Origin of the sequence: Aureitalea sp. L0-47, from assembly GCF_026126405.1 — a bacterium.
Lineage (GTDB): Bacteria > Bacteroidota > Bacteroidia > Flavobacteriales > Flavobacteriaceae > Pukyongia.
This window is the reverse complement of record NZ_JAFMTQ010000005.1, coordinates 93,923-106,083: the sequence shown is the minus strand read 5'-3', so window position 1 is coordinate 106,083 and position 12,161 is coordinate 93,923. Positions and strand designations below refer to the sequence as shown.

Sequence of the window (12,161 nt, the reverse complement as noted above, 5' to 3'; positions counted from 1 at the left end):
CTATGGAAACTGAAAACAAAAAGATCCTGTTAGTAGAGGACGATCCGAATTTCGGAACAGTTTTAAAGGATTACCTGGCAATGAATGAGTACGACGTGACTCATGCCAAGAACGGAATGGAAGGATTCGAGAAATTCAAGAAAGATGATTTCGACCTGTGTATACTCGATGTAATGATGCCTTATAAAGATGGCTTCACACTGGCTAAGGAGATTCGAGAGAAGAACGAAGATGTGCCAATTATCTTCCTAACAGCCAAGGCAATGAAGGAAGATGTGCTGAAAGGATACAAGGTAGGTGCAGACGATTACCTTAACAAACCCTTCGATAGTGAAGTGCTGTTAATGAAGATCAAGGCTATTATTCAGCGAAAAGCAACCGATTCGATTGCCGACAGTAAACAGTTTGAGTTCGAGATTGGAAATTTCCACCTCAATTCGAAATTGAGATTTCTCACTTATAACAAGGAAGAACCTACCAAACTTTCTCCCAAAGAGAATGAATTGCTGCGCTTACTGGCATTGCATAAGAACGATCTCATGCCTAGGGAATTAGCTCTTACCAAGATCTGGCGTGACGATAACTACTTTACATCCAGGAGTATGGACGTTTATATTGCCAAACTTCGTAAATATTTGAGTAAGGATGATGGAGTGGAGATCATTAATATACATGGTGAAGGCTTCAGACTTGTAGTTAAGGATGAAGTTGACCAGTAGTTTGATAATTAAGTGTTAATAGAAGAAGGCCTTTCACAGGCCTTTTTCTTGTTTTAGGAAAGCAAGTATCTCACTGGCCGGAGTGAGGTGATCAAACCAATGAATTTGTTCGTTTTTACGATACCAGGTACCTTGTCGTTTGGCAAACCGGCGCGTGTTCTTTTTGATCTCTTCAATGGCAGCTTCGAAAGTGATACTGCCATCCATCCATTCGAAAAACTCTTTATAGCCCACCGTTTGAAGCGCATTGAGCTTTCTGTGCTCATATAAATGTTTTGCTTCGTCTACTAACCCTGCTTCGATCATTTTTTCTACACGCAGGTTGATCCTGTTGTAAACAATTTCGCGATCCGCGGTGAGACCTATGTATACAGTCTGGAAATTTCGTTTTATTTTTTTCTTCTGAAGAAAGGTCGAATAGGGGAGTCCGGTGCCGCGATACATCTCCAGTGCTCGTATAAGTCTTTGTTTATTCTGAAGATCTATGTTTGCGTACGCATCGGGATCCACAACCTTCAATTCTTCCTGAAGTGCTTCGATGCCTTTCTCATCCAGCTCTGCTTTAAGCGTTTCCCGAATGTTGGCTGAAACTTTCGGCAGATCGTCCATTCCTTTTACAACCGCATCGACATACAGTCCGGAACCGCCTACCATTAAAACGACGTCTTTATCTTGAAATAACTCCTTGAGTAAGGCTATAGCATCCCTTTCAAAATCGCCTACTGAATAGTTGTCGAAAATACTGAGTGATTGAATGAAATGATGTTTTACAGCGGCTAGTTCACTTTCCGAAGGAACCGCGGTTCCAATCCGCATTTCCTTGTAGAACTGCCTTGAATCCGCCGAGATTATTTCTGTATCAAATGCTTTGGCCAGGGCTATGCCTAAAGCAGTCTTTCCTATGGCCGTAGGACCTACAACACAGATGAGTGTTTTAGTGATTGGCATGAAATTTAGAATTCTTCAGGATGCAGTTCCTCACCGCATTTATGGCAGAATATGGCGTCATCTCTATGTTTAGATGAATTACAATTTGGGCAGGCATATGAATTAACGTGAACGTATTCTTCGCTTTTAGCATATTCAACACTGATAATTCCAGTGGGTACTGCGATAATACCATAACCCATGATCATGATGATAGCGGCAAGGGTCTGGCCCAAAGGAGTTACCGGGTGAATGTCGCCGTAGCCAACGGTGGTCAGGGTAACAATACACCAGTAAATACTTAATGGGATACTCTTAAATCCACTTTCCTCACCTTCAATAAGGTACATAAGTGTTCCTGCAATGATACATACAATAAGCACCGCAAACAGGAATATAAAGATCTTGGCGCGGCTATGCAGCAAAGCCCGCGTAAGCTTGTTGGATTCGCCCACATATCGGGTAATCTTAAGGATCCTGAACACCCTGAGAAGTCGTAACGCACGGACTGTGAGTAAGTAGTTACTTCCTGCGAGGATAAATGTGAGGTAAAGCGGAATTGTTGAAATAAAATCAATAATTCCATAGAAACTGAATATATATTTCGATGGCCGACGAACAGTTATGATCCTTGCGATGTATTCAAAAGAAAAGAAAATAGTAATCACCCATTCCCCGTAGTACAGCCATTCGTAGATGTATTCGGGGAGTCCGCCAACACTTTCCAGCATTACGAAAAAGACACTTAGAAGAATGAGGATGAGCAGGATAACATCAAAAAGCTTTCCCATGGGAGTGTCGGCCTCATAGATGATGTCGTGGAGCTTTCGCCTCCATGCTGCTTGTGGTTGACTACTCAAAGCGTGGTTAAATTGTTGTATAAAAGTAAGCAACTTTATTTATATGGCTGCTTCTTCGGGTAATTTTACGATGTCGAGGACCTTGTTTTTTCTCAGATAATTCTGAATTAAGTGTCTCGAGTCCCTGTCGGGATTTACAGTATTGATTATACTTTTTAGAATCTCAATATTATTGATCTGGAAATTCAGGTTGTAGTATCCGAACCCTTTATATTCTCCATTTTCAATCAGGATTACAGAACGCTCATCCACCTCACGGCCTTTGTCAATAATAAGCATGTGCTTGTTTTCGTAGCTATTCTTTTCTATAAATCGGCTTACACGATCGTTATAAGAAATTGTTTCTTCCTCCATCAAACACGCACCATTACACTCCTTTATGGAGTACAGGAAGCAACCAGAATCGGTTTTGTAAAGTCCGGTGAGTTTCTGACATAACTGGTACTCTTCCGTGATCTTGTAGACTGTGGATTTCGCTTGCTGGTAATTGCTGAAAGTCATTATGGCTTCCTTGCTGGCATTCGCTTTTTCCACCTTTAGATTGATATATCCATCGGAATCGGTATAGGAGGCCAGTTGATAACTGAAAGAAGTTCTGCGCAAGGCCCGGTTGTAAATAGGCTTTATCTTTTTGATTTCCTGACTTTCCTTTAACTGTGCGATGAGGTCGTTGCCTGTTCTCTCATAGCTTACATTAGTTACTTCGAGTTGGATCTTTTTAGACTTTTTCGAGTCGTTCGTAAAATGCTGAACCAGTCTTTTCTTGATGTTCCTGCTTTTCCCAATGTATATAACGGTACCGTCTTCCCTGTGCATATAATAAACACCTGTTTCCGTGGGGGCATTTTCAATAATATCCAGCAGTTTTGGCTCCAGCTGTCGTTTAGGATCCTTTCGTACCGATTTCTGAATGATCTCTTTTGATGCGTCTTTATTAAGCAACATTTTGAATAAGGTCACTGTGGCCTTGGCATCGCCCTGTGCCCTGTGCCTGTCGCTCAATGGTATCCCCAATGAACGGACCAGTTTTCCCAGGCTGTAGGAGGGTAGGCCGGGGATTAGTTTTTTAGTGAGTTCTACCGTACACAGTGTATCCTTATCAAAATTATAGCCTAACCTGTCGAACTCTGTGGTAAGAATACGGTTGTCGAACTGCGCATTATGCGCTACAAGCACTGCATCTTCGGTTATCTCGATAATGCGTTTGGCCACCTCATAAAATTTTGGTGCATTCCGAAGCATTTCAGAATTAATACCGGTTAGATTTACCACGAATGGCTGTATCCGGCGTTCGGGATTCACCAAACTACAGAACTGATCCACAATTCTCTCACCGTCGAAGCGGTATATGGCGATCTCGGTAATACCTTCTTCGTTGTATTTCCCTCCCGTGGTCTCGATATCTAGAATTGCATACATACTTTCCGTCCTGCCAATTTCTCTTTATCCGTAATTGCGTTCACCAAAGATAGCACTTCCAACTCGCACCATGGTGCTGCCTTCTTCAAGGGCTATTTTGAAATCTCCGCTCATTCCCATGGATAATTCAGTAAAAGAATGAGGATCCTTTAATTCATCGTATAAATTCTTAAGATACCTGAATTCCCTGCGTACCTGCTCCATGTTGTCGGTGAAAGTCGCCATACCCATGAGTCCGGTCACTCTGATGTTTTTTAAATTTTGATATTCCGAAGATTCGAGCAGTTCTTTCGCCGCATCGGCACTCATACCGAATTTACTGTCCTCTTCGGCTATTTTAATCTGAAGCAGGCAGTTGATAGTTCGATAGTACTTAGCCGCTTGTTTATTGATCTCTGTAAGTAGTTTAAAGCTGTCCACAGCATGCACCAGGCTCACGAATTCTGCCATGTACTTCACCTTGTTTCGCTGAACATGTCCTATCATGTGCCACTGCACATCGGCAGGCATTTCCTCCCACTTGGCAGCCATCTCCTGTATCTTATTCTCTCCGAAGATCCGGTGACCTTCATTATAGGCCTCCATGATATCGGAAACCGGTTTGGTTTTAGATACGGCTACAAGGGTGATGCTTTCGGGTAGTTCCGATTTAAATGCTTTTATGTTTTCTGAAATGTTCACTCAATATTACTTGTTAGAATTCATAGATCGTGACACCGCTTCGCAGTTTAGGCTGGATATAGGTGCTCTTAGGGGGCATAATAAGCCCTTCATCTGCAATTTGTTTCATTTCTGAAGTAGTTACAGGTAGCATTCCGAAACCAACCTTGAATTCCCCACTGTCCACCATACTTTTTACGTAAGCCATATCCATCTTTCCATGTGCGTAATGAAGTCGTTTGTCATTTCGGGCATCCTCAATTCCCAGGATAGGTTTTAGAATAGTGGTATGAAGTATTTGTGTATCCAGCGCGTCAAGGGCATTATTAATAGTATAGTCGTGCTTCCGAAGGTATAACGAATAAAATGAACCGTCGAGGTACATGCTAAAATGATGTTTCTTCGAAGGCTTGTAGTATTCCCGTCCAAGCTCTGTGATACGATACATGGCATCCAGCTTCACCAGGAATTCTTCTTTGCTCATGCCATTGAGGTCACGAACCAATCGATTGAATTCATAGATCTTCAGATCGCTTTCAGGTATGAGGTAGCTCATAAAGAAATTGTAAGGCTCATTTCCAGTATGCTCCTTATTTTCTTTCTTCATGGCTTCAGCAAGCAGCATTGATGAGGAAGTTCTATGATGTCCATCAGCAATATAGATACATGGCATCTCGGCAAACAACCTTTCTACTTCCGCAAGTACTGCCTCGTCATCCAGGCACCACAGGTAATGTGTATCTCTGTATGTAGTAGTGAATTCGTATTCTGCCCTTTCGCTCATAGTTTTTTCTATGATCTCTTTGAGTCCGGGGCTATCGGGATAAGTGAGAAGAACAGCCTCTGCGTTAAAACCTACGGTTTTCAGGTATTTCTTGAACATGGTCTCCCTGAACTTTAGGGTCTCCTCGTGTTTTTTGATCGCGTCCTTCTTGTAATCTTCTACACTTGCTGCGGCAATTATCCCTTTGAATGAGAAACCATCCCTATTAACGATCTTGTACACATAATAGCAGGGTTTGTCATCCTGAATGAAGATCCCGTCTTCCTTGAATTCCTGGTAGCGATTCCGAACAAGTCTGTATCGCTCTTTCCCGGAAATCACCTTGTGGTATTTATAACCTGGGTTAACTATATGCAGAAAGGAGAACGGATTATCCCTCAACCGCGACTCTCTTTCGTCCCTCGAATAACTGTCGTAAGCCCTCGAAGCGATAAGGCTCACCTTATCCCTGGTGGGACGTACAGCGCGGAATGGGAGGATTTTAGGCATAGGTTAGTATTCAGTATTCAGTGTTCAGTGTTCAGTATTCAGTATTCAGTGTTCAGTGTTCAGTATTCAGTATTCAGTGTTCAGTGTTCAGTATTCTATGATTTATGTGATATTCAATTTTAAATTTTCACACCGAATTTTTCTGGATTACTAATCATAAAGTTAATTAGTTTTCCAACTTCATTCGATCGTTCGATCAGGTTTTGATAGGATTCAGCTTCAATATAATTACACTTAAGGGCAAATTCTAACCAGGTTTGTGTTTCAGAATTTTCTGCATCACTATCCGTCATTTTACTTGTAAAGTGCTTAGGATATCGTCTTTTTCGGTAAGCTTCGGCAATATTCGCAGAAACACTGCGCGATGATTGTCTTATTTGATCAGTTAAGGCATATGTTTCACTCTTGGGAAAAGCTTTGGACAATTCAAAAATCTCCATGGCCAAATCCACTGATTTAATGTAAACCTGGAGATCTTGAAACTTCATTCTTTTCCTTAAGAAATTTATACTGCTTACTGCTTACTGCCAACTGATCAGGCGAACATCCTGGAAACCTTCTCCGCTTTCCGGCTTTCAGAATAGTCGTAAAAACCTTCACCGCTCTTTATACCAAGTTTTCCTGCCATCACCATGTTCACCAGTAATGGGCAAGGTGCGTATTTCGGGTTCTTGAAACCGTCGTACATTACATTCAGTATGGACAGGCATACATCCAGTCCGATGAAATCCGCCAGCTGTAGAGGTCCCATAGGATGTGCCATTCCTAACTTCATCACTGTGTCGATCTCCTGAACCCCTGCAACGCCGTTGTACAAGGTTTCAATGGCCTCGTTTATCATTGGCATTAGGATACGATTGGCAACAAACCCTGGGTAGTCGTTTACTTCAACAGGAACTTTATTCAGCTGTTTCGAAATATCAGCCACGGTGTTGTATGTATCATCACTGGTGTTGTAACCCTTGATGATCTCAACCAGCTTCATAATTGGAACCGGGTTCATAAAGTGCATTCCTATCACCATTTCGGGTCTGGAAGTAACCGCAGCGATCTGAGTGATGGAAATGGAGGAAGTATTACTGGCGAGTATGGTATCGTCCGGACAGAATTTATCAAGGTCGGTAAAGATCTTTAACTTGAGATCGATATTTTCCGTAGCCGCCTCTACAACAAGGCCTGCGTATTCCACGCCTTCCTCGAGGCTGGTATAGGTAGTGATGTTTCCAAGAGTACGCTCCTTATCTGCCTCGGTAATCTTCTCTTTCGTCACCATTCGATCAAGGTTCCTGCCGATCGTAGCTATTCCCTTATCCAGGGCTGCCTGTGAAACATCTATCAATTGTACTTTATAGTTGAACTGGGCAAAGGTGTGGGCAATTCCATTACCCATGGTTCCTGCTCCGATTACTGCGACATTTTTCATATCGATTTATAGTTTTTTGAAATTTTCTATGATCTGCATTGCAACACGCAATGCATTGGTCCCCTGTTCCAATGTCACAACAGGGGTTGTGTTATTCTCGATGGCATCTGCAAAAGTTTCCAATTCGTCCAGTATGGCGTTATTGGCCTTGATCTCAGGGTTGTCGAAATAGATCTGTTTTTTTACACCTTCGGCATTGGTTAGGATCATGGCAAAGTCGTCCGGATCTTTTGGCGCATCCTTCATTTTCACAACTTCACAGGCTTTATCCAGAAAATCCACCGAGATATATGCGTCCCGCTGAAAGAATCGTGCCTTACGCATTTTCTTCATCGAGATTCGGCTGGCAGTAAGGTTAGCTACGCAACCGTTTTCAAATTCGATGCGGGCATTTGCTATATCGGGAGTTTCAGAAATAACCGAAACCCCGCTGGAATTAATACTTTTTACTTCGGAATTGACCACGCTTAAAATAGCGTCGATATCGTGAATCATTAGGTCCAGAACAACCGATACATCAGTTCCCCTGGGGTTGAATTCCGCTAAACGATGCGATTCTACGAACATGGGGTTGTCCATCATGTCCTTCACAGCCATAAAGGCCGGATTAAAACGTTCCACATGGCCTACCTGTCCTTTAACACCATATTCCTGTACCAGATAGAGCAGTTTATTTGCTTCTTCCACGGTTTGGGTGATGGGTTTTTCTATAAAGAGATGTTTTCCTGCCGACACCACTTTCTCCGCACATTCGAAATGTGATACCGTAGGTGTTACAACATCTACCATGTCACAGGCTTCGATTAGCGCTTCCATGCTAGGGTAGCTTTTATAACCGAATTCCTTTTCGATTGCTTCGGAAGCTTTTTTATCCGCGTCGTAGAATCCAACAAGTTCGTATCGCGGAGATTGATTGATTAGTTTCAGATGGATTTTTCCGAGGTGACCGGCACCCAGAACGCCTGCTTTCAGCATGTGAATTCGTTTTGCACAAAGGTAATAGATTTTGAAGAAAATCACGGATCGACGAACGGAATTGACAAGCAGATTTTTTGATCGATTTTTTCGAATAATCGCTGCTTTCTTTTCATCTTTGTGTAAATGAAAGACGACTTCAAACATAAAGGTCTTAGAAAGAAACTTGTCGATACGCTCAGGTTAAAGGGCATCACAGATGAGAATGTTCTGGATGCCATCAATACGATTCCCAGGCACTTGTTCATGGATTCGGGTTTCGTAGGCCATGCATACGTAGACAAGGCCTTTCCTATTGCAGCAGATCAAACCATCTCTCAACCATACACTGTAGCGAGACAGACCGAACTGCTGGAGGTCGAAAAAGGTGATAAGATACTCGAAATAGGGACAGGGAGTGGGTATCAAACTGCCGTACTGTTGGAAATGGGTGCGATTGTTTACAGTATTGAACGACAGAACGAGCTTTTCAAAAAAACAAAACTGTTTCTTCCTAAAATTGGTTACCGGCCTAAGAAACTGATCTTTGGTGACGGTTACCAGGGCTATGAAGAAGAAGCGCCCTACGATGGGATCATTGTAACCGCAGGTGCACCGTACGTCCCAAAGTCTTTGTTGTCTCAACTGGCAATTGGTGGCCGGATGGTAATTCCCCTTGGAGACGCAGTTCAAATCATGACTGTTATTACCCGTGAAGGTCCGAAAAAATTCATCAAGAAAGAATACGGAGAATACCGTTTTGTACCGTTGCTTGAGGATAAGAATTAGTTCCTGGGGTATAGTTCTCTCGATTACAAGCAAACGAAACCCCTTATTTCTTTTCGTTCTCGCAGATATTTAATATCTTCATTTTCAATGATTAACATTGCAAATCTAACCAACCAATGAAGACTAGAATTTTTCTGCCCCTGTTTCTGATCGTATCAACTATTTCTATAAATGCACAGATTCTTGACAAGATCAAGAAGACCAAGGATAAAATTGGTGCTGTGACTATCGATAAGCTTAGCAGCGATCCAATTACTACTTCATTTAAGGATGTTGATAAGTCTGAGATCCTTGGAATCGAATTCGGAAATGATGGGGCATACAGCTCATTCTTTGAACAGCCATTCGATCCAAAGAGAGGATTTACACTTGAACCCGGATATTATGAAGGAACCTTTCAGAGCTTTTGTATCAAGGCAGGGACTACTCCTCCCATAGAGGGTGGGGGTAGATTTTACGCCCCTATCAAAGGACCCAAAGCGGATATTATGACCGCGATCATCGATGGTTATCAAGGTAATCCGGAGATTACACAGAGGGAAGTGCAGTTGTTATTATGGGCCATAATCGCTAAGGCGGATTTCGCCAAGATGAAGGGACCGGTTAAGGTAACTGCTCTTAAGTTACTTACCCCTACACAGATCGCTCGACTGAGTAAGGGGGCATTGGACAAACTTACAAGAAACGAGTTGAAAAAAGTTGCTAATGAGACACCTGCCGTTAGAGCTATACTAGAGGCCGAAGACAATCTAAGGCGTAAGTTTTATGCCGGAGCCAAATCCTATCAGGAATATGAGGAAATTGCAATGTTAGCCGGGGTTGAACCAATTGTACCCGGCTTTGAAGCGGGAAGATGGACCAAACACCCTGATGGATATTACATCAGGTATTTTCCGAAGGGATATGCTCGGACCAAAACTCAGATCTACATTCCGGAATCGGCAGGAACCACCCAATTCAATCCTTCAACTGATATAGCCGTTCCACCGAATCGAGGGCAGCGACTTCTGCAAACAAGCTTGCCTACAGGTAATCCTAATTCTAACACTGGGGGTTATATAGAACCTTATGAAGATCCATTTTGTAAGCCAGCGTTTAACGCTATTATAGATAATGCCGTTAAGAAACAGATGATAATGCAAAATGTTCCCGGTCTGGCCGTCGCAGTTTTTAAAGAAGGAAAGATGATCCATATTAAAGGATATGGATACAGTGATTACTATAGTAAAACTCCTATAACAACATTTACCAAAATGCACTGGGCATCAATATCTAAGTCGGTGACCGGAGTAGCGGCAGCTCAGTTGGAAGAAAGGGGAATCGGTGAATTCAGTGTCGATTCACTTATTACAAAATACGTGACCAATTGGGGACCTGTGCGATATCAAGATACTTCAGGCTTTCGGGGAATGGACCGACGCCATGTTGAAATTACGCTGGGACAATTGTTAAACAATACCAGTGGGGTACAGCATTATGGTAAGGGAAGCGGATCCGGTGATAATAAGCTCTATGCTAAAGTTCCTGCGACACTTGATAATAGAGAGCCGCCAAAAGATACTCTTCTCACAGTTCCGTTTGAAAGGAATACCAAGGCCTATGGTGATCGTGATAATAGTCCAAGAGGTTGGAAAGCAAGAAAGGCCGTCGAGATATTTAATAAGTCAGTATTGAATGACGATCCTGGAATGCGGTATCTATATTCGTCTTACGGTTTCGTATTGGCAGGGGCGGCTATAGATAAAGTTTCATCCATCGGATACCATCCCTGGGTAAAAGAGAACATCATCAAAGTAGCTGATTTAAGAAGTATGGACTATTGTAAAGATAAAAGCCCAGGGCACCACATGAACCAAGATGGAATGCTGGTAACTTACGACTTAGGATGCAACCAGCCAGTTTTACCAGCCGGTGGTTATGAGTCCAATATTTGCGACCTGGCAAAATATGCTTATGCTTTGAGTACCGGGAAGTTTCTCGATAAGAACAAAACGGTATTATGGGATAATATGGTTACCGTTAGTCGTAGTACTTCTGATGCTACTCGGGGCTATAGTTATGGACTCAATTTTGAAGGAACGGGAATGGACCTAAGAGTTTGGCACGGAGGAAAACACAACAATGTGCGTTCGCACATGGAATTCTTTCCTGCTGATAGTACGGGAATAGTGTTGATTGCTCCTGCTGTTTATTCGGAGATGCCGAGACTGGCAACGTATATCCGACAGGAATTGTCATTACATCCCCCTGCATCCAAAGATTGGGTTGATGGAGAAACCCCGAGAGACTTTTGCCGTGAAAATATGGAAGATGGAGAAGACGCTTTTCATGCGGTCTGGCGCAAAACGAACACCGATGTCCTGGTGCGTACGGGATATGAGAAAAGCCTTTTCTTTGACGAGATGAAGCACCTTAAGAACAACGGATACAATGTTGTGGATATCGAAACTTTCAAGAACGGTGGGAAACGATATTGGGATGCTGTATTGAAGGAAGGGGGACCCGATACTAAATTGGTGAGTGATATCAAACTTTCTGATCTGAAGAAAAAGATCACTTCGATGAAAGAAGATGGCTATATCGTTTCTGATATTGAGTCTTATGTAATGGGTAACAGCGGCAGACGATGGGGTGCGGTTTTTTCTAAGGTGAACAGGTACAATGAATCCTACTTCAAAATGAGTAGACAAGAGTTTTTAGATAAACAACAGGAAATGACTTCTAGGGGATTTGCATTAGTGGATATGGAAGGTTATCGGACAGGCAATGATTTTCACTGGACAGGTGTTTGGACCGCTGACAGAAGGACAATTTTAGAAATCAATAAGAGCACTAGTGATTTGTTCAATGAATTGGATTCGAAGCGAAATCAAGGATACCGCCTGAGCGATATTGAATATTACTTCGACAAAGACAAAGTTTGGAGAATAGCGATGTTGTGGGAGCAATCAACCGACGATGAGTTTGTCACTGGTGAAGTGGCGGATCTTGATGGTGATGGTGATGATGACGGACGGGCAGATGATTTGCATATCCATAAGTTCTGTGAGCATATGAGCGATCATCACTTGTTATCTTCTTTGGGATACGAACTGATCGATTGGGAACGAATCCCCATTGAAATTTTCGACTAGAAG

General features: G+C 42.5%; 11 protein-coding genes. 3 read left to right on the top strand and 8 right to left on the bottom strand.

Features of this window, described 5'->3' with window-relative positions:
• Nucleotides 1-2 precede the first annotated feature (2 nt).
• On the top strand, nt 3-719 hold the full coding sequence (locus J1N09_RS07300) for a response regulator transcription factor (RefSeq protein WP_265199328.1): 717 nt from the start codon (nt 3-5) through the stop codon (nt 717-719).
• A gap of 33 nt (nt 720-752) precedes the next feature.
• Here J1N09_RS07300 and miaA read toward each other — a convergent pair whose 3' ends face one another.
• The 8 genes from miaA to J1N09_RS07260 all read right to left on the bottom strand — a co-directional run bounded on the left by miaA (nt 753) and on the right by J1N09_RS07260 (nt 8,256).
• The gene (gene miaA, locus J1N09_RS07295) at nt 753-1,667 is read right to left on the bottom strand and encodes a tRNA (adenosine(37)-N6)-dimethylallyltransferase MiaA (RefSeq protein WP_265199326.1); all 915 of its coding nucleotides are present in this window, start codon (nt 1,665-1,667) and stop codon (nt 753-755) included.
• 5 nt (nt 1,668-1,672) lie between these two features.
• Entirely contained in the window at nt 1,673-2,437 is a 765-nt protein-coding gene (locus tag J1N09_RS07290; RefSeq protein WP_414826842.1) for an ion transporter, read from the bottom strand.
• Nucleotides 2,438-2,545: 108 nt separating this feature from the next.
• The gene (locus J1N09_RS07285; protein WP_265199322.1) at nt 2,546-3,925 is read right to left on the bottom strand and encodes an exonuclease domain-containing protein; all 1,380 of its coding nucleotides are present in this window, start codon (nt 3,923-3,925) and stop codon (nt 2,546-2,548) included.
• A gap of 24 nt (nt 3,926-3,949) precedes the next feature.
• Nucleotides 3,950-4,606, bottom strand: coding sequence for a YggS family pyridoxal phosphate-dependent enzyme (locus tag J1N09_RS07280; RefSeq protein WP_265199320.1), 657 nt, complete (start codon nt 4,604-4,606; stop codon nt 3,950-3,952).
• Between the two features lie 13 nt (nt 4,607-4,619).
• On the bottom strand, nt 4,620-5,858 hold the full coding sequence (locus J1N09_RS07275) for a DUF1015 domain-containing protein (RefSeq protein ID WP_265199318.1): 1,239 nt from the start codon (nt 5,856-5,858) through the stop codon (nt 4,620-4,622).
• Nucleotides 5,859-5,977: 119 nt separating this feature from the next.
• A complete protein-coding gene (locus J1N09_RS07270) occupies nt 5,978-6,346 on the bottom strand; it encodes a four helix bundle protein (protein WP_265199316.1) in 369 nt (122 codons plus the stop codon).
• A 47-nt stretch (nt 6,347-6,393) separates the two neighbouring features.
• Nucleotides 6,394-7,281, bottom strand: a complete 888-nt coding sequence (locus tag J1N09_RS07265) for a 3-hydroxybutyryl-CoA dehydrogenase (RefSeq protein ID WP_265199315.1) — start codon at nt 7,279-7,281, stop codon at nt 6,394-6,396.
• A gap of 6 nt (nt 7,282-7,287) precedes the next feature.
• Nucleotides 7,288-8,256: a Gfo/Idh/MocA family protein gene (locus tag J1N09_RS07260; RefSeq protein WP_265199314.1), complete on the bottom strand. Its 969-nt coding sequence runs from the start codon at nt 8,254-8,256 to the stop codon at nt 7,288-7,290.
• Between the two features lie 126 nt (nt 8,257-8,382).
• Here J1N09_RS07260 and J1N09_RS07255 point away from each other — a divergent pair, with 126 nt between their 5' ends.
• Together J1N09_RS07255 and J1N09_RS07250 are read left to right on the top strand one after the other, a co-directional pair.
• Nucleotides 8,383-9,024 carry a protein-L-isoaspartate(D-aspartate) O-methyltransferase gene (locus J1N09_RS07255; protein WP_265199313.1) on the top strand — a complete coding sequence of 214 codons (642 nt, stop codon included), beginning with the start codon at nt 8,383-8,385 and terminating at the stop codon, nt 9,022-9,024.
• Nucleotides 9,025-9,140: 116 nt separating this feature from the next.
• Complete coding sequence (locus J1N09_RS07250; protein WP_265199311.1) at nt 9,141-12,158, top strand: serine hydrolase; 3,018 nt, start codon at nt 9,141-9,143, stop codon at nt 12,156-12,158.
• The last annotated feature ends 3 nt before the right edge of the window (nt 12,159-12,161 follow it).